At 57.6% G+C, this 18,832-nt stretch carries 15 protein-coding genes; 5 read left to right on the top strand and 10 right to left on the bottom strand.

The window, feature by feature from the left end; genetic code table 11:
- Positions 1-219: 219 nt before the first annotated feature.
- Positions 220-1,416 carry an NnrS family protein gene (locus A9G06_RS20545; protein WP_069556465.1) on the top strand — a complete coding sequence of 399 codons (1,197 nt, stop codon included), beginning with the start codon at positions 220-222 and terminating at the stop codon, positions 1,414-1,416.
- 16 nt (positions 1,417-1,432) lie between these two features.
- On the opposite strand, the gene A9G06_RS20540 is transcribed toward A9G06_RS20545, so the two are convergent.
- Positions 1,433-2,002: an XRE family transcriptional regulator gene (locus tag A9G06_RS20540; RefSeq protein WP_069556464.1), complete on the bottom strand. Its 570-nt coding sequence runs from the start codon at positions 2,000-2,002 to the stop codon at positions 1,433-1,435.
- Positions 2,003-2,122: 120 nt separating this feature from the next.
- Between A9G06_RS20540 and A9G06_RS20535 the strand changes: the two genes are divergently transcribed.
- Together A9G06_RS20535 and A9G06_RS20530 are read left to right on the top strand one after the other, a co-directional pair.
- Positions 2,123-3,298: a benzoate/H(+) symporter BenE family transporter gene (locus A9G06_RS20535; protein ID WP_069556463.1), complete on the top strand. Its 1,176-nt coding sequence runs from the start codon at positions 2,123-2,125 to the stop codon at positions 3,296-3,298.
- A gap of 122 nt (positions 3,299-3,420) precedes the next feature.
- The gene (locus A9G06_RS20530) at positions 3,421-4,485 is read left to right on the top strand and encodes a DUF3103 family protein (RefSeq protein WP_069556462.1); all 1,065 of its coding nucleotides are present in this window, start codon (positions 3,421-3,423) and stop codon (positions 4,483-4,485) included.
- Between the two features lie 69 nt (positions 4,486-4,554).
- Here A9G06_RS20530 and metF read toward each other — a convergent pair whose 3' ends face one another.
- Positions 4,555-5,445: a methylenetetrahydrofolate reductase gene (gene metF, locus A9G06_RS20525; RefSeq protein ID WP_005340191.1), complete on the bottom strand. Its 891-nt coding sequence runs from the start codon at positions 5,443-5,445 to the stop codon at positions 4,555-4,557.
- Positions 5,446-5,774: 329 nt separating this feature from the next.
- On the opposite strand from metF, the gene A9G06_RS20520 reads away from it, so the two are divergent.
- Positions 5,775-6,575 (top strand): GNAT family N-acetyltransferase, encoded by an 801-nt coding sequence (locus A9G06_RS20520; RefSeq protein ID WP_069556461.1) that lies wholly within the window; start codon positions 5,775-5,777, stop codon positions 6,573-6,575.
- 72 nt (positions 6,576-6,647) lie between these two features.
- On the opposite strand, the gene A9G06_RS20515 is transcribed toward A9G06_RS20520, so the two are convergent.
- The 3 genes from A9G06_RS20515 to ompW form a co-directional block, all read right to left on the bottom strand.
- Entirely contained in the window at positions 6,648-8,117 is a 1,470-nt protein-coding gene (locus A9G06_RS20515; RefSeq protein WP_069556460.1) for an ABC transporter substrate-binding protein, read from the bottom strand.
- An 8-nt stretch (positions 8,118-8,125) separates the two neighbouring features.
- Entirely contained in the window at positions 8,126-10,105 is a 1,980-nt protein-coding gene (locus tag A9G06_RS20510; RefSeq protein WP_069556459.1) for a methyl-accepting chemotaxis protein, read from the bottom strand.
- 222 nt (positions 10,106-10,327) lie between these two features.
- The gene (ompW, locus tag A9G06_RS20505) at positions 10,328-10,942 is read right to left on the bottom strand and encodes an outer membrane protein OmpW (RefSeq protein ID WP_069556458.1); all 615 of its coding nucleotides are present in this window, start codon (positions 10,940-10,942) and stop codon (positions 10,328-10,330) included.
- Between the two features lie 330 nt (positions 10,943-11,272).
- Here ompW and A9G06_RS22535 point away from each other — a divergent pair, with 330 nt between their 5' ends.
- Positions 11,273-11,404 carry a hypothetical protein gene (locus A9G06_RS22535; RefSeq protein WP_019445201.1) on the top strand — a complete coding sequence of 44 codons (132 nt, stop codon included), beginning with the start codon at positions 11,273-11,275 and terminating at the stop codon, positions 11,402-11,404.
- Here A9G06_RS22535 and A9G06_RS20500 read toward each other — a convergent pair.
- From A9G06_RS20500 to A9G06_RS20480, 5 genes are all read right to left on the bottom strand, one after another.
- Positions 11,401-13,074 (bottom strand): diguanylate cyclase, encoded by a 1,674-nt coding sequence (locus tag A9G06_RS20500; protein WP_069556457.1) that lies wholly within the window; start codon positions 13,072-13,074, stop codon positions 11,401-11,403. The genes A9G06_RS22535 and A9G06_RS20500 overlap by 4 nt on opposite strands.
- A gap of 121 nt (positions 13,075-13,195) precedes the next feature.
- Positions 13,196-16,024: an excinuclease ABC subunit UvrA gene (uvrA, locus tag A9G06_RS20495; RefSeq protein ID WP_069556456.1), complete on the bottom strand. Its 2,829-nt coding sequence runs from the start codon at positions 16,022-16,024 to the stop codon at positions 13,196-13,198.
- Positions 16,025-16,113: 89 nt separating this feature from the next.
- Positions 16,114-16,539, bottom strand: coding sequence for a curli-like amyloid fiber formation chaperone CsgH (csgH, locus tag A9G06_RS20490; protein ID WP_069556455.1), 426 nt, complete (start codon positions 16,537-16,539; stop codon positions 16,114-16,116).
- On the bottom strand, positions 16,539-18,128 hold the full coding sequence (locus tag A9G06_RS20485; protein ID WP_069556454.1) for a curlin: 1,590 nt from the start codon (positions 18,126-18,128) through the stop codon (positions 16,539-16,541). The genes csgH and A9G06_RS20485 overlap by 1 nt, the downstream gene beginning before the upstream one ends.
- A 34-nt stretch (positions 18,129-18,162) precedes the next feature.
- Positions 18,163-18,684 carry a curlin gene (locus A9G06_RS20480; RefSeq protein WP_069556453.1) on the bottom strand — a complete coding sequence of 174 codons (522 nt, stop codon included), beginning with the start codon at positions 18,682-18,684 and terminating at the stop codon, positions 18,163-18,165.
- Positions 18,685-18,832: the final 148 nt, after the last annotated feature.

Raw genomic sequence — 18,832 nt, 5'->3', positions numbered from 1 at the left:
GGTTGGCGTGTTCCGCCGTGCTGGTAGGGGCGCATTATAGGGAGCCGCGCCGCGATGACAAGGGCTTTTTCAGCAAAAAAGTTCGTTCGCTCAGATATCAAGCAATCACCTCTTTTTTTGCTCAAAATGGCATCAATCCTGACTATTGCCGGATTTAAATTGAATATTTGAAAAGCCAATTTATAATTGCCATCTCAAATGTTCAATTGGAATGCCCTCATGCATCAAATCCTCGATAGCCATAAGGAAGAGCAAATCGTCCCGCTGTTCCGCTTGGGGTTCCGACCCTTCTTTTTGTTCGGGGCTCTGTTTGCTGCCGTCGCCATGTTGCTCTGGCTGGGGCAGCTCAACGGTTGGCTAACCTTGCCAGGGATTGCCAACCCGATCTGGTGGCATGGTCATGAGATGCTGTTTGGTTTCGGGGCTGCCATCGTCGCGGGTTTCTTGCTCACCGCGGTGCAGAACTGGACGGCCCATCCTGGTGTTCGAAGCTGGCCATTGGCGCTGGTGGTGGGGTTGTGGATGTTACCAAGGACCTTGTTACCCTGGCTGGGTGAAGAGAATAGGCTCCTGATGGTGGCAGACCTGATCTGGCTGCCGCTTTGCGCCTGGCTCCTTGCCAAGCCTATCTTGATAACCCGGCAATGGCGCAACCTGTTCTTCGTGCCCCTGTTGCTGATACTGACCCTGCTCAATGGCGCCAGCTGGTTATGGCATAAAGAGTGGACTATCGTTGAGCATCTGCTGATCACCACTGTGCTGTTGTTTACCACCCTGATCGCCGTGATGGGTGGAAGGGTGATTCCGTTCTTCACCGCCCGAGCAACCGGTCAGGAGAAAGCCGCACCTCAGCTCTGGCTGGAGCGGGCGGCGCTCGCGACACTGTGGCTTATCTTGCTCTGCTGGCTGCTGCTCCCCACCCAATGGGTCACCAGCATATATATAGTGCCTCTCTATATAGTGGCGGCGAGTTTGCATCTGTGGCGGCAACTGCGTTGGCATCTGCCATCGACCCTTGCGCATCCCCTGCTGTGGTCACTTCATCTTGCTTATCTGTTTATCCCTCTTGGCCTGTTCGCCCTTGCGGTACATAGCGCGGGTCTGCCCATCACGTTGTCGATGGCCAGTCACCTGCTCAGCGCAGGCTGTATGGGCACCATGATTCTGGGCATGATTGCACGAGTCTCCCTCGGCCATAGCGGTCGGGCCTTGCAGGTAGGACGCAGGATCACTGGCGCATTCGCTCTGGTTATCGCTGCCGCTACAATGCGGGTGGCGATTCCGCTGTTCTGGCCTGCTTATACCCTGCATGGCTGGAACCTCAGCGCGCTTGCCTGGATCGCGGCCTATGGTCTGTTTGTCTGGGTCTATACCCCGATACTGATCCGCCCCAGAGCAGATGGTCGACCGGGTTGATGACTGCGGAACATGTTCAGGGTGTTGCCACCGGATAGTGAATCAAGTTGTGGAAAATTGCCGGGGCTATGCCCAGATTGCGATAACCGTGGGGACGGTCGGCAGCAAAACGCACCGCTTCCCCTTGCACCAGTGAGCGCCACTCCCCTTCCACCAGCACCTCCATCATGCCGCTGATGACGATGACATGTTCGGTCACTCCCGGCTCATGGGGTTCAGATTCACGCTGGTAACCCGGCAACAGGGTCAGCTCAAGCAATTCGAAGCCAAACCGGTTTTCATAAGGGAAGAGCGGCGCCACTTGCATACCCTCTCCCGCTGGCTGCTGGCGAATGGCATCGGCGGTGCGATAAAGCACCTCTTCCTGCGCGGCGGGTGCGGGCTCGATGAAACTGGAAAATGAGACTCGAAAACCGGTCGCAATCTTCCACAGGGTCGCCACCGTCGGGCTGGACTCCCCCCGCTCAATCTGCCCCAGCATAGCCTTGCTGACACCCGTTTCGCGCGCGGCGGCATCCAGACTCCAGCCGCGCTCGCTGCGCAGCTCCTTCAGTCGAGCAGCCAGATGTTGACTCATCTCTTGCATAACAACCTCTTTATTACTCTTGCACGATGCGCCTTGTGCGTTATAGCGCACAGCAATATAGTCAAAACCAGATTGTACGCAATAACGCACAGCGCGTCACAACGCCAAGAGGAAATCCCCATGCCCTTCGCCCTCCCCCATCTGGTCGCAGGCTTTATCGCCGTGATGGTCGGCTACACCAGCTCCGTCATCCTGATCATCCAGGCCGCCACGGCGGCTGGCGCTGATACTGCCCAAGTCGCCTCCTGGCTATGGACGCTGGGGATAGGTATGGGGGTGAGCTGCATCGGCCTCTCTCTCTATTACCGCATGCCCGTACTGACCGCTTGGTCCACCCCGGGCGCGGCCCTGCTGATCACCACGCTGGGCAACTTCACTCTGGCGGAAGCCATCGGCGCCTTTGTGATCTCGTCCCTGCTGATCACCCTATGTGGCATCAGCGGCTGGTTCGACCGCTTGATGAAGCATATCCCGGCTCCACTAGCCGCCGCCATGCTCGCTGGGGTGCTGCTCAGATTCGGGCTGGATCTGTTCAAGATCGCCCCGCAAGATCCCTTGCTGCTTGGTACCTTGCTGCTGACTTTCCTGTTGGGGCGTCATCTCTGGCCCCGCTATACCATGGTATTGGTACTGGGAGTGGGGATGCTGACCTGCAGCGTGCGGGGGGATTTGCAACTGGGCACCCTTCACTGGCAACTCGCCAGCCCGGTCTGGACATGGCCAGCCTTCTCCCTTGATGCTCTGTTTGGTATCGCGCTGCCGCTGTTCATTGTCACCATGACATCGCAAAACATGCCGGGAATTGCCATCTTGCGGGCCCATGGCTATCAGCCTTCCACCTCCTCGCTGATCAGCTGGACTGGCCTGACTGGCCTGCTGCTCGCCCCTTTTGGCGGCTATGCCTTCAATCTGGCCGCCATCACTGCCACCATCTGCATGGGCAAAGAGGTCGACTCGGATACCAAGCGCCGCTGGCCAGCTGCGGTATGGGCGGGTTGCTTTTATCTCCTGACCGGCTGCTTCGGCGCAACCGTCGCGGCCCTGTTTAGCGCCTTTCCGGCAGCCCTTGTCACCTGCGTCGCTGGTTTGGCCCTGTTAGGCACCATCGGCAGCAGCCTGCACTCCGCCTTGCAAGAGGATGAAGCGCGAGAAGCTGCGCTGCTCACCTTTATTATTACCGCGTCCGGGATCAGCCTGCTCGGCATCGCGGCAGCCTGCTGGGGTCTGCTGATTGGTCTGGCTATCTATCAGTTCCAATTATATCGACAAAGGAATCAATTGAGCCTCAAACCGTGAACCTCTGCACACTATCCAGATAAAATGATTCACAAGTGAAACTAATTTCCTTCTAGTGGTGCCAGGGCACCAATCTTCCCGGACATGGTGCCCTGTCAGGTTCCATGAAACGGAGAGTAAAAATGAAAAATCAGGCTGTCTTGTTACTACTGGCCATACTGGGTGCTACGAGCGTCCAGGCTGCCGATACGGATCGAGAGCTGGCTCGCCAGCTCGCACTTCAGCAGAAAAACCTGCTGCCCCTGCTGAGCAATCAGCAATACCAGAGCCCGCTTCCCAATCTGCTGCAGAAGGCCAGCCCGCGCCTTAAGCGGCAGGCGACCGATGCCAACCAGGCGGCCATCAGCCGGCAAGGACTGGATGGCGAGGTCAAGCAACTGATGCAGTTGCGGCTGGCCAACACCGATCAGGCCGCAGCACTGCAACAGGGCGTCGAACCGCTGGTGGCCTATGTTCCTAGTGGGGATGAGAAGAGCTGGAGCACCATTGAAGCGTTCGACAGCGCTGGCAATCCCGTCTATCTGGATGTGGACAAGGCACCGGCACGGCCGGTTCTGGTAGTCGAAGCCGATCCCGTCAAAGCCAAAAACGCAGGCTTGAAGGTGATGCGCAAAGCGCTGGCCGATGCGGATCTGCAAAGCGCTCCGCGAGTGGCGGCCAGCACGGCGCCACTCAAGACCAGTATCCTGAAAAAGATCAGACTGAAGGATGATCAGGAGCCCTGGCTACTCGGCGCAGCCGAAGTGTATGCGGTGGTCGCAGGGGTCAACCCCAGCCGGGATGAGCCAGTGGTTGATATTGTCGACATGCCGTACCTCGACTATGACAACACAGACTACACCCCCAACCAGATCCTGGTTTACTGGGATCGCTATCGCTGGGGTGCCGTCGATGTGGTGATGATGGAGCAGGATGACAACGTCAACTACAAGGAGCTGAGCGCCCTGCTGATTGAAGCTCTCAAACTCGGCTTTACTGCGGGTGGCGTGCCGGAAGCACTGCCCTTCCTCGATCTCGGCGGTCGCATCGTCAAGGCACTGCCCGACTCCTGGATGACCAACAACGACGACTATCTGGATACCTTCTACACACTGGAGCAGGATCAGGTCTATCGCCAGTATCCGGGGGCTGCCGGTAATGCGGTTATCGATCTTGAGCCAAAAGAGATCGCCCCGACCAGACCTTGATAATCGGCCATAACGAAAAAGCCAATGAGCAACTCATTGGCTTTTTGCTTTTATCGCGGTGACCACCGCTCAACCCTTGGGACGAACCCCCAGAGTATGGCAGATGGCATAAGTCAGCTCGGAGCGGTTCAGGGTATAGAAGTGGAAATCCTTCACCCCTTCCTGACTCAGCACGCGCACCTGATCGATGGCGATGCTAGCCCCCACCAGATTGCGAGTCATCTGATCGTTATCCAACCCCTCGAAACGCTGATGCATCCAACGCGGGATCTTCACGTTGGTAAAACCGGCAAACTTGGCCAGGGTCTGATAGTTGGAGACCGGCAGGATCCCCGGCACGATTTCAGCATCAATACCGATGGCGGCGCAGCGATCCCGAAAGCGCAAATACGTTTCCACATCGAAGAAGAACTGGGTGATAGCGCGGTTAGCGCCGGCATCGATCTTGCGCTTGAGGTTGAGCAGGTCGGATTGCGCACTCTTGGCCTCCGGGTGCCCTTCCGGATAGGCGGCAACCGAGATATCGAAGTCAGCCTCCGACTTGAGCAGGGCAACCAGGTCGGTGGCATACATATCCGGCTTCTCCAACCCCTGCGGCAAATCACCGCGCAGAGCCACGATATGACGAATACCGCTGTTCCAGTAGTCGCGGGCGATGGTGCGCAGCTCGTCGCGACTGGCATCGATACAGGTCAGGTGCGGCGCCGCAATCAGGCCTGTCCGTTCCTTGATGTCCTTGATCACCTTGTGAGTGCGATCACGGGTACCGGAGTTGGCGCCATAAGTAACGGAGACGAACTTGGGTTCCAGCACTTTCAGCCGTTCGATGGACTGCCAGAGGGTATTCTCCATCCCTTCACTGTTGGGCGGAAAAAACTCGAAACTGACCGATATATCGCCATTCAAATCTGCCAAGCTCTGGTTGAGCGCTTCAACCTGACGTGCACTGTGAAAACCCATCTGCTCTTCTCCCTGTCCTGCAATCCATCTGCCTACGTCAAAACGGATGTTTGGACGTCTAAACGTCTTTATATTTATGAGTAAAACGACACAAAGTCAACAGGGATTTACCTCACATCCGATCTGACGAACTTCATATTTACAAAATTAACGGTACGTAACCGAAAAGTGCCCATCCCAAAATTGCCCCAGTCGAGTTATGATGGGGGCAGATCGTCCTGGACGTTCTGAATCTGCGTGTGATTGTTTGGCCGGAGGTTTCTCCGGCCCCTTTTCATCTATTTCCCACTCCTGCCGATAACAGAATGAGTCTTTGCAGGAGCACCATCATGGATACCCACCCCGGCTTTGCCACCGACTTGCTGTTCGATCGCTATCAGGGCGAGGTCGTTCAGCACGATCAGTTCTGGGCGGTTCGCACGCCGGATGCTCCCGACTATTACTTCGGCAACTACCTGCTGCTCCCCACCCCGCCCAGCGACCGTGACAAAGGCTGGCTGGAAGCCGCATTCGATCTGCTGATCGGCCAGGATCCTCGAGTGCGCCACCGCACCTTCCAATGGCCACTGGCAGCCGGGCAAAACAGCCGGATCGCCGGTTTTGTCGCAACGGGATACCAATATATGGAATGCGTGGTGCTGGCGCTGGATGAGCAGAGCTGCCCACCTCCTCACAGTGATATGGACAAGGTTGACGCTCGTACTTTCACCACTGCTGATTGGCCTGAGTGGATCGACTTCGAACTCCATGAGCGGGATGAGGGGCACTCGGAACAGAGCTATCTCCCCTATCTGCGATCCCGCCAGGCGCTCTATCAGGCCATGATTGCCGATGGTCTCGGGGACTGGTGGGGGATCTGGCGAGAGGGTCAACTGGTCGCCAGCTGTGGCCTCTTCTTTTGCGGCACACTTGGGCGCTTCCAGTTGGTACGCACGCACCATGCGTGGCGCAATCAGGGGTTATGCCGCCAACTGCTGAGTCAAGTGGCTCGCGCAGGATTATCCCGTGCCAAACAGCTGATCATAGTGGCTGACGAGCATTACCATGCCCAGCGCATTTACCGCTCTCTGGGGTTTGCCCCGGTTGCCCGCATCGGCAGCCTCTGCCGCTGGCCCCACGAAGCACAATAAAGCGATACCTGCTGGCCGCGAGCCATAAAAAATGGGAGGCTGATGCCTCCCGCTCTTATTGATGCAGATGACCTATTGCTGTGGCTGCTGTGGCGCCTCCAGCTCGTTGGAGAGCGCCTGCTCCACCTCATCCGACGGCGCCGGTAATGGGGCCGCGGCCGCTGATGCGGGTTCTGCGGGAGTCACAGCTGGTGCCACCACGGCCGATGTTTCACTGGTCGCGGGAGCTGCGGACACCTCAGTCGTCGGCGCTGAAACAGGAGCAGGGGCAACCGCATCACACTGACAATCCGCGCTCTTGGCCTTGTTGCCCTGATGAGGGGCATACCAGCCCTTCAAGCCACTTTCCAGTCGATCTGCGGCAGCCTTGGGCTCCATCTTGCCAAGCAGCACCGCCTGACTCACCTCGGCCAGTTCATCCCCCAACTTGGGCGTACCACGGGAGAGGATCTGGGTCGCTACCCGAATGGTCGAGTCACACTGATCGCGCCACTCCATCATCTCTTTGGCCGCCGGATTGGTGACATCGAAAAAGTGGTTGGAGAGGGAGAAGAATCCCGGCAGCGAGTTGGTATAGAGCTCTGCAAATTGCGGCGTCGTCAGCCACTGCAGGAAGGCCATTGCCCCCTCTTTGTTCTTGCTGGCAGGGTTCATCCCCATACCGATATCGGTGTGGTCGGTAAAGAAACAGCCATCACCCTGTTTGGCCACCGGCGGACGCATGACGCCAAAATCGACCTTGCCGGTGAAGGGGGCAATCTCCCAGGAGCCCGCCACATAGAAGGCGGCCTTGCCGGAGGTGAACAGCTCGTTACTGGTCGCATAATCGCGGCTCTCGCCACCTTCACCGAGGTAGGAACGCCAGCGGGCCAGCTCGTCGAACACCTTCACATATTGCGGGTTGTCCAACCGCTCCTGCCCGCCGATCAGTGCCAGACGGCCGTCCTCCCCTTTCCAGTAGTTGGGGCCAATGTTCTGGAACCCCAGTTCGGAGGCAACCCAGCTCTCGGAACCACTCATGGCCAGCGGCACATAGCGACCGTCCGCCTTGATCTTTTCCAGCGCGGCGAAGAACTGATCGCGGGTTTGCGGCAAGGTGAGCCCTAACTCACTGAAGATCTTCTTGTTATAGAAGAAGCCATGGATCACCGAGGCCATGGGTACGCAGAAGGTCTGGGCTCCGGAATCCGTCTGCCAGGGTGACTGGGCAAAACTCGGGAAGTTCTCCATCCCCGCCATCTCGGTCAGCTCGGCCAGATGGCCCGCCTTGAACAGGGCAAGCGAATCATCAAACGGACGACAGGTAATGAGATCCCCAGCCTTGCCGGCCTTCAGGTTCTCCAGCAAGGTAGGCATGTAGTTAACGTTCTGCACCGGATGAAAACTCACCTTGATGCCGGGATGCGCCGCTTCAAACGCCGGGATGATTTTCTGCTCCCACAACGCCTTGTCATCGGTTCGCCAGCTTTCAATCACCAGCTCGCTGGCCATCAGCTGGCCACACAACAGGAGACTCAGGGCTCCAATCCACTTTTTAGACATAAGCCCTCCTAGACCTTGAAATGTGCGATCAATTGCTGCTGTTTGGCGACCAGGTCTGCCAGCACTTCGCTGCTGCTGGCGGATTCGCGCGCCTCCCGTTCGGTCTCGTATGCCACATCGGCAATACCGGCGATATGACGAGCGACCCCCTGACTGACGGAGATCTGCTCCTGAGCGGCATGGGCCACTTGATCGGCCATCGACTTGATGGCCCCCATCCGCTCGGCAATGGATTGCAGCGCCACATCCATCTCGCGGGTCTGCTCGACACAGCTCTGGGTCTGCTCCTGGCTACGCCCCATCACTTCAACCACATGCTTGCTGGAGCTCTGCAGGTTCTCAATCATCCCCTGGATCTCTTCGGTCGACGTCTGGGTGCGATTGGCCAGCGCCCGTACCTCATCGGCCACCACCGCAAAACCGCGACCGGCATCGCCAGCACGAGCCGCTTCGATGGCGGCGTTCAAGGCCAGCAGGTTGGTCTGCTCGGCAATACTGCGGATCACATCGAGAATGCTGCCGATGTTGTTACTGAATTCCCCAAGCTTGTAGGTGATCCCGACCGCCTCCTCCATGGCGCCAGCCAGCTGCTCGGTGATCCGGCGAGTGGTGGCCACTTTCTGGCGACCACTACGAGCCTCTTCATCGGCCAGATCCACTTCGCGCTTGGTGCCATCGGTAGAGCGGGCCACCTCGGTGGCGCTCACTTCCAGCTCGGTAATGGCGGCGGCCACCTGATCGGTCTGGCTCTTCTGCTCCTGTACCCGAGACATGGCCCGTTCGCTGATCTCGGCGGCGCGGCTTGCCTCATCCACCAGATGGCGGGAACCCGCATTGATTTGAGAGAGCAGCTCGCCGGTCTTGCCCGCCAGCGTATCGATGGAGCGAGATAGGCTGCCAAATTCGCAACTGCTGCGGTAGTTGATGCGGCGGGTCATGTCACCGGCCGCCATGTAATCGAGCTCCTTGTTGATCATCTGCAACGGGCGCTGAATGCTGCGCGCCGTGGTATAGCCGATCACCAGTGCGGCAGCTGCCGACATAGCGGCAACCACCAGGATCCAGAAGCTGGCACTGCTGACCGCCGCATCGGCGTTGATCCGGCTGTCGCTGGCAATGGCCCCGGCGGACTTGCCCATCTCATCGAGCAAATTGAGGCTGTTGACCAGACTGGCATCCAGCTGCTGATTTTGCGTGGCCAGCGACAGCGCCAGTTGCTGAGCCTGACGCATGGTTGCCAGCAAGCCCTGAGCGCCGAGCGCCAGCTCCTGCATCCGATCCAGATTGGAGACAAACCGCGCTTTCACATCATCGGGCACCAGCACCCGCTCCAGACGCTTGCGGGCCATCTCGATGTCCTTGCTGAGTACCTTTTCCAGCTCGTTCAGGTCGGTTTTGGCATCGGCACGACGGATATTCTTCAGATCGCGGGCGATACCTGAGGTAATAAGTTCCGCCTTGTTGCGCATGGAGCGCTTGCTGGCGGTCTGTTGCAGCAGCAGATCCGCCGCCCACTGGTAGGTATCCTCAAGGCGGATAAATTCCATCTCCAGCTTGTGACGCTGCTCCAGCGCACTGACCCACTGCCGATGCTGGGCCAACACCTGATCAGCCAAGCCATAAAATTGAGTGGTAGCACTCTCGACCTGTTGGAAGCGGGCACGAGCATCTGCGACATCGGTAAATTTACCCATCTCCTGACTCAGCTGGGCGAAGCGATTTTGCTGCTCCTTGAACTGATTGGCCAGCTGCGGCAACTGGGCGGCATCTTCACTGGTGCGGTAGACCAGCACCCAGCGGTTACTATCCTGCAGTGCCCCCTTGAGACCTGCGACAGCCACTACTAGTGGGGTTGCTCGGTCAGATACGGCAGAGAGGCCGTCATTTATACCCTTGATTTTAAAGGTACTGATCACACCAAGCAGGATCAGCAACAGCAGCATCAACACGAATCCGGCGATGATCCGCTGCACGATAGATAAGCCCATGGAGACATCCTCACTCATTGGGGGAAGGTAAAGTGAACATAGTCACTATCGGCAGGGGTGGCGAATAACTGAAATAAAGCGGCAGGTATTTAATTGATTTGTATCGGGTTGGATCACAGTCCAGACAAAATCAGCCAACCAAAAAAAGCCCGGCACAAGCCGGGCTGAAAGAGACGTACTTTGCTATCTTCCGCGGTCCGTTCAGAACCGCAATCCGAATCATTAGAAGCGGTAGCCAACACTCACCATAAAGGCCATCGGGTCGATATGCGTTTTGAAGGTGCCAACACCATCAACTTTAACATCTGTATCGATATCCATGATCCAGGCTGAACCGTTTACAAACCAGCGATCTGTAACCGCCATATCGATACCGACCTGACCTGCCAGACCCCAAGAGTCGTCAAGGCTGATATTCGCACCATCAAGTGCTCCCACCCCTTTCTCATCAAAGAAGGTAGTGTAGTTCACGCCCACACCAACATACGGGCGAACCTTGCTCTGGGCATCGCCAAAATAGTATTGGGCCATCAATGTGGGTGGCAGATGCTTAACCTTGGCAATTTCCCCCAATCCAGCAGTGCTCACACGATGGGAGAACGGGGTTGCAGCCAGCAACTCAACACCCCAGTTGTCGGTGATCATATAACCGAGGGTCAGGCCAAGCTGTTGATTACTGTTAATCTCAAATTCACCGGTACCCAATACGTTGTCACTGCTCTCCTGAGGAGAAACGATGGCCAAACCACCACGAACCAGAATATCACCAGCCTGATGGGCCATGGCGAAAGGAGAGGTCACTGCAGCGGCAATCATCAGAGGAAGTAATTTTTTCATCACGTAATCCCTTTTTTTGTTTTCATTTGATGCTGTAAGCCCGCTGACTATATGCCCTTGTAAATGCAAAGTTATTGACTTGGAGCAAAGGTTGCACAGAAATAAATCGATTGGTGTGACATCTTTGCGCGCCATCCCAATCTCGTTGAGTCCCCAGACAACAAGCCGAAATACCTGTTTGGACAGGTTGTAACTACCCGCTTCCAGAGACAAAAGGAGCAAACAAACCACATCTTATTGCGCGGCAGCGCGGCTATTAATTGTTGTTAATATGGGCAAATCAGCGTATTTTTTGCGCCATACAAGTTACTGGGAAGTAATGGTTTATTTATGAAAAATGAGTCGAAATGGCAAAAGGTGGGGGCCTTTCTCGCGGCCGTGTGGGGAATCGGATCCTTTCTCTTTATTCTGCTCGGTTTTATTGTCGCCCTGGCCTATCTGGTATTGGTACGGCAGGGTTAATCCGGATTGACAGAGTGCAGCAGGGTGATATCTCCCCCTTCGGCAAGCTGTTCCGGAGTCTGGCCCATGCCCTCCGCAGAGAGGGTACCAGCATAGCCAAACCACCGATTTCGCCCTCCGACTTTGGCCTGGTACAGCGCCATGTCCGCCAGTTTGAAGCTGTGACTCCAGAATGAATCCGGGTACTCCGGGTGCAACGGATAGCGGCAGAACCCCAGCGACACCGTCAACCAGAGTGGCGCATCCTCTCTGCCAAAGCGGTGCTGAGCGACACGCTGGCGCAGATATTCGACCCGCAACGCCAACTCTTGCTCGTCATCCACTTGTAGCAGCAACAAGAACTCCTCCCCGCCCAGCCGGATGATCGGCTCGCGCTCTCCTGTCACCACCTTGCGCAGCAGATCCGCCAGCTGTTTCAGCACCAGATCCCCGATGTCATGGCCAAGGCGGTCATTGATCCGCTTGAAATGATCCAGATCCAGCAGCAATAACCGACAAGGTTTGGCCCGGTTGGCCTGCAACCAACCATCGAGATAGCGACGATTGAAACAACGGGTCAAGGGGTCGGTGAATGCAGCCATCTCCATCTGGCTGGATTTTTCCAACAAATCATCGTGTTGCTGACTGACCTTGCTGGCCATCTCCCTGAACTTGCCGCTCAAGGTCGCCATCTCGGCGCTGCTGTCGATATAGGGGATCAAGGTGGCATCTGGCCGATCGCCAAAGCGTTGCAGCGCCGACACCAGCTGCTGCAACGGGGTAAGCACAATGCTATTGAGCCGATACATGGCGATCATGACGCAGATAAAACTGATAAACAGCATGCCGATAAAGGTCCAGAGCGCCCCCTCCATGACGCCACTCAAGATCTTTCTCTCCTCCTCAATCACCAGAGTCAGCACCGGCTGGTTATCGCTGTTGAGCAGTCGCACCTCTCCCCTGAGCCGGGTGAGCCCAAGGTCGATCAGGCGATACGTTATTTGCGGTTTCAGTGGTTTGAAGGTAGCGGTGACATCCAGATTGGCATGGGAAATCGCCAGAGGCAGCGCGGTACGCTCCGATACCTGCTCGAGATAGGCCTTGTCGAGCCAACGTACAACCAGCAAGAAACCGTTGAACGGTGCCGACTCGTCACTGTTTCTGATCGGCTGCCACGAGTACATCAGCGGCCCCCACTGGGAAGCACGGATCCCGTGCAGATTGATGCCCCCGTGCGCCACCGAGCGCGCCCTTAACTGCTTTTTCAGTTCATCAAGGAAGTAGGGAAACTGATCCGGATTGATCCCCGGCGCATCGGGTAGCAGGGTGCGCGTCCAGATTTCGTAGCCGGTGAGATCCATGAAGCTCATCAGGTTGAGACTAAAATCCCGCATCGGCATATCACTGAATAGGTTGGATTCGATGTACCCCCTGCTTTTGTTGTCCATAAAACGATGGCTGTCATCCCAGATGCCCCAATCCCGACTGAATGCATCCAGAGCTGCCACATCCGCCTGCACCGCCTTGGTCACGCGCAGCAGATGCTCCTTCATTCGTTGCTCCTCAATCCGGCTGGCGGCCGGGATCTGGGCCCATGCCAACAGAACCAGCAATAGCAGGATCGCCCCCAGCCAGATGGGGAACATGGAGTAAGCCAACTGATGATCAATCGTGCGCGGAACCTGAGCCATAACCCGATATATCCATTACCATGATGCTGAGATGCCAAGCCTGCCCACACTTGACGAGCTTCCCCCTATGCTCCCGATTTTTATAACAAAAAGGGGCCAAAGGCCCCTCGATTATAACGGCTTATCGCGCCAATAGCGGTCGTAAAAAACGAGCTGTATGAGACTCTTTATTGGTGCAAATCTCTTCCGGCGTCCCCGTCACCAGAATGCGGCCACCACCGGCGCCGCCCTCCGGTCCCAAATCGACGATCCAGTCGGCAGTTTTAACCACATCCAGATTGTGCTCGATGATGACGATGGTATTGCCGCGATCCCGCAGCTGGTGCAGCACCTTGAGCAATTGCTGGATATCGTGGAAGTGCAGCCCTGTGGTCGGCTCATCCAGAATGTATAGAGTCTGACCGGTGTCCCGCTTGGAGAGCTCCCGCGCCAGCTTGACCCGCTGCGCCTCACCGCCCGACAGGGTGGTGGCCGACTGGCCGAGGCGGATATAGGAGAGGCCCACGTCCATCAGGGTCTGCAGCTTGCGCGCCACCGCCGGCACCGGATCGAAGAACTCGCGGGCATCTTCCACCGTCATCTCGAGGATTTCGTGGATGTTCTTGCCCTTGTACTTCACCTCCAGCGTCTCGCGGTTGTAGCGCTTGCCCTTGCAGACGTCGCACGGCACGTAGACGTCCGGCAGGAAGTGCATCTCTACCTTGATGACCCCGTCCCCCTGACAGGCCTCGCAGCGGCCCCCTTTCACGTTGAAGGAGAAGCGGCCCGGCTGATAGCCGCGTGAACGCGCCTCTTGGGTGCCGGAGAGCAGCTCGCGGATCGGAGTGAACAAACCGGTATAGGTGGCCGGGTTGGAGCGCGGGGTACGACCGATGGGACTCTGGTCTATATCCACTACCTTGTCCAGATGCTCCAGCCCCTCGACGCTGCGATAGGGTGCCGGAGTGGACTCGGTGGCCTTGTTGAGCTCGCGGTGGGCGATGCGGAACAATGTGTCGTTGATCAGGGTCGACTTGCCGGAGCCGGAGACGCCGGTGACGCAGGTCATCACCCCGATCGGCAGATCCAGGTTGACGTTGCGCAGGTTGTTGCCGCTCGCCCCCTTGAGTTTCAGCCACTTGCCGGTAAGCGGCGTGCGCTCGGCAGGAATGGCGATCTGCTTGCGACCGGAGAGGTAATCACCGGTCAGCGACTCGGGATTATTGATGATCTCCTCCGGCGTGCCCTGAGCGACGATGGCACCGCCGTGCACGCCAGCCCCCGGGCCGATATCGAGCACATGGTCGGCGAGACGAATGGCATCCTCGTCGTGCTCCACCACGATCACCGTGTTGCCGAGATCGCGCAGATGGGTGAGGGTCTTGAGCAGACGCTCGTTGTCGCGCTGATGCAGACCGATGGAAGGCTCATCCAGCACGTACATCACCCCCACCAGCCCGGCACCGATCTGGCTGGCCAGCCGAATGCGCTGCGCTTCGCCGCCTGAGAGGGTCTCGGCGCTGCGCGACAGGCTCAGGTAGTTGAGACCCACATTCACCAGGAAGCCGAGCCGTTCGACGATCTCTTTCAGGATCTTCTCGGCAATCTGGGCGCGCTGGCCGGTGAGGTTCAGCCCCTCGAAGAAGGCCAGCGCATCACCGATGGACTGCTCGGCGATGGCCGGCAGGTTGCGGTTGTCGACGAAGACGTGGCGCGCCTCCTCCCGCAGTCGGCTGCCACCGCAGCTGGTACAGGATTTGTTGGCGATGTACTTGGAGAGCTCTTCGCGCACCGAGTTGGATTCGGTCTCCCGGTAGCGCCGCTCCATGTTGTGCAGAATCCCCTCGAACGGGTGCTTGCGCACCACCACGTCGCCGCGGTCGTTCATGTAGCGGAACTCGATCTCGGTGCGACCGGAGCCACGCAGGATCACCTCCTGGGTCTTCGGCGGCAGATCTTCCCACGGCGTCTCCAGATCGAACTTGTAGTGCTCGGAGAGAGATTTCAGCATCTGGAAGTAGTAGAAGCTGCGCTTGTCCCAACCACGGATGGCGCCGTTGGCCAGACTGATGGCCGGATCGCCGATCACCTTGGCCGGGTCGAAATATTGCTGCACGCCCAAACCATCACAGGTGGGGCAGGCACCAGCCGGGTTGTTAAAGGAGAAGATGCGCGGCTCCAGCTCCGACATGGAGTAACCACACTCCGGGCAGGCAAAGTTGGCGGAGAAGGTCATGGGGGCAACCCCCTCCTCGCCGTCCATCGGCACTACCAGTACGATGCCGCCGGAGAGGGTCAGTGCCGTCTCGAACGACTCAGCCAAACGCAAGGCAAGGTCCTCACGCACCTTGAAGCGATCCACCACCACCTCGATGGTGTGCTTCTTGTGCAGCTCCAGCGTAGGAGGATCGGAGAGATCGCACACCTCGCCATCGATGCGGGCACGGATATAGCCCTGGGCCGCCAGATTCTCCAGCAGCTTGGTGTGCTCCCCCTTGCGATCACGCACCACCGGGGCCAGCAGCATCAGCTTGCTCCCCTCCGGTTGAGCCAGCACCTGATCCACCATCTGGCTGATGGTCTGGGCGGCGAGCGGAATGGCGTGGGTCGGGCAGCGCGGCTCACCGACCCGGGCGAACAGCAGGCGCAGGTAGTCGTAGATCTCGGTGATGGTGCCGACGGTCGAGCGCGGGTTGTGGGAAGTGGACTTCTGCTCGATGGAGATGGCGGGCGAGAGTCCCTCGATATGGTCGACGTCCGGCTTCTCCATCAGGGAGAGGAACTGGCGGGCATAGGCGGAGAGTGACTCCACATAGCGGCGCTGCCCCTCGGCATAGAGGGTATCGAACGCCAGAGAGGATTTGCCCGAACCGGAGAGGCCGGTGACCACGATCAGCTTGTCGCGGGGCAGGGTCAGATTGATGTTCTTGAGGTTATGGGTGCGAGCACCCCGGACCACGATCTTTTCCATCTTGTTGCACGCTCGATACGGAAACCTGAGCGAGTCAGTATGGCATAGAGACTACTGGATGAATAGACAGTCATGAGATGAAATGCGCATCATCCGGCGCACGCCATCTGCTCTTTTTTCTCCACCAGCAGCCGCTCGTTTTGCCATATCCGGGCAGTGAACTCGACCCGATAGGGGCAACGCAAACCCAGCCCTATTTTGCCAACCGCCATGACCGCTCCAGCCTGCAGCGACAGATTACGGCTCTGGCGCTGAGTCATGCTCCCGGCCGCCCCTTCGCTGCGCACCAGCAAACTGACACTCACCGTCACGTCGCAATCGCTCAGAAGAGTCGGCGCAAGTGACAGCCCCTGCTCGCTCTGCACCATATTGAGGGACAAGCGGATCGACGGATCGGGTTCTATCTCGGTGTTTCTTGTGCTTGCTGGTGACGCGACGCGAGGAACCAGCATCAACCCACAGAGCAGCACCAATAAAAGAGGGGCCCGCAGGCCCCTGAATCCACAGATACTCATCAGTTGCTACCAGAACCCTGATAGACATAGGCACCGTTGTTGCTGCCATAGACAGTCACATTGGCAGTGTTGAGGCTGTCAGTTTGCGCAACATCTACCTCGTTATTGCCACCGCCCATGCCGCCATTGACGTAAACATTGGCCACGTGTTGTTCACCGGACTGGCTCACGGTGAGCATGTTCTCGCTACCCAGATAAGACTCAACCTTGGCATTGTTCAGCTCACCATCCTGGGTCACTTTGACCACAGACTCAGAGTGAGACGCATCGGCATAAGCCCAGTTGTCAGTGCCTTTCTGAGCCACGACCAGCTCGTTGTCCGAGCCCCAGGTCCAGGCTCCTTTGCCCTCAACGCCACGCGCGGCGGCAACCTGGTTGCCAGTGCCGTTCTGGTCAATATCGACCTTGTTGCGACTACCTTCCTCTTGCACTGCATTGGCATAGTTGTCGCTACCCAACTGATCGATAGTGACAGATCCACCCACGCTGGTGGCCAGCTGATCAACCACCGCCTGGTTATTGTTGCCATCCTGAGTGACCTGTGCAGTGTTGCCAGACCCCTGCTGGTTGGTATCGGCCTGGTTGCCATTACCCAGCTGAGTCACGACCGCCGTTTCACCAGTTCCGCTCTGTCTGGCATTGGCGATGTTCTCGTTACCATTCTGGGTGATGGTCAACAGATCCTCAGAACCTCTCTGCTCAGAGTCGATCTGGTTACGACTTCCGGTCTGGGTCAGAAGGGCGGTTTCACCGGAACCAGCCTGCTTGGCCAGCAGGTTGTTTCCTTGTCCGGCGGCAGCACCAGACTGCAGGGCAGTCACGCTACCAGCGGTGCCGCTTTGCTCCACAGTGGCAACGTTGGCCAGTCCGAGCTGAGTAACCTCGGCAGTGTTGTCACTGCCACTTTGCTTGACGACCGCAGAGGTGCCTTCGTTTGCGCTGTAACCGAAATTGTTTGTACGCTGTGCGACGAAGGCAGTGTTATTACCACCCTCTTGAGCCACGCTGGCAACGGCACCATCCGATTCGTGTTGATCGACATCCGCAATATGCCCACCGTCTCCTGACTGGGTAATGGTCGCATTGGCATAATCAGACCAGTAGTTATTGATCAGCGCGCTGTTATCGTTCGATTGCTGCTCAATCGCAGAATTGGCATGGTCACCATCATCCTGTTTGATGCGGGCATTGTTATTATCACCGAGCTGGCTCACCCGAGCCGTGGCCTCACCGTTGTAGTACTGCTGGGTAATCGAGGCGTTGTTCAGCTGCCCGTTGGTATCAATGGTTGCGGTCGATTTATTGGTCACCCCCTGCTGCAACACCTCCCCTTCGTTTTCGCCACCGGCTTGCTTGATATCAGCAGTGGAAGCACCGGTATTGCGCTGCTCGGTCGAGGCGAGGTTGTCATTACCCTGTTGATAGATCGCCGCCTTGTTAGCCGTGCTCTCCTCGACCTGTTGGATGTATGCCAGGTTGCCGCTGGAGAATTGAGCCTGAGTCACCTCAGCCTGATTGCCAGTAGATGCCGCCCAAGCGGTGCTGGTCGCCAGAAGAACTGCCGAGGCAATAATGGTACGTTTAAACATGATTTCCCTCTCGTGCTAATGGTTGAGCCTAGGCTCAGTTGGTTTGAACGACATTTACTTGCTGATTGGCTCCCGTCTGAATAACGGTTGCCGCCAATCCGTTACCGTTTTGCTCGATGCTGGCCTGATTGCCATCACCCAGCTGGATCGCCCGGGCCTGATTGTCTGCCCCTTGCTGACTGATCCAGGCTTCATTGCCGCTGCCTTGTTGCAGCAGCCAAATCCGGTTATTGATGCCCGCCTGATAGAGCTCGGCGCTATTGCCCTCGCCCAGTTGCGCGCCATTGACCCAGTTCTCATCTCCCACCTGGGAGAGCGCCAACTCATTGGCCCACCCCTGTTGCAGCAAACGCGCCTGATTCAGCTCCCCTTGCTGGGTGAGATGCAGTTGCTGCTCGCTACCGAGTTGCCACAACAGCGCCTGATTCCCATCGTTCTGCAGACCGGAATCCAGCTCGCTTGCCATCGCCAGCTCGTCGAAGACGGCAGGCTCTGCGGCGAGTTGCGGGGCACCCGACATCAGCAGAAAAAAGAGAGCACTCAACAGGTGTTTCATCGCGCCATCGCCTTGTTGGAAAACGCCCACAGTATCCCTGTCAGACCAGAGGCGGCCTATCAGGCACTCCGCTGATTCGAGGATGAAAAGCGCCGCCCTGTCGCTGAGCAGAAAGTCTTAAGTCGTATTCGATGGAGGCCAAAAAAAA

Origin of the sequence: Aeromonas sp. DNP9, assembly GCF_001728955.1 — a bacterium.
In the GTDB taxonomy this organism is placed as follows: Bacteria; Pseudomonadota; Gammaproteobacteria; order Enterobacterales; family Aeromonadaceae; genus Aeromonas; species Aeromonas veronii.
The sequence above is the reverse complement of the archived record's forward strand: the minus strand, read 5'-3'. Positions and strand labels throughout refer to the sequence as shown.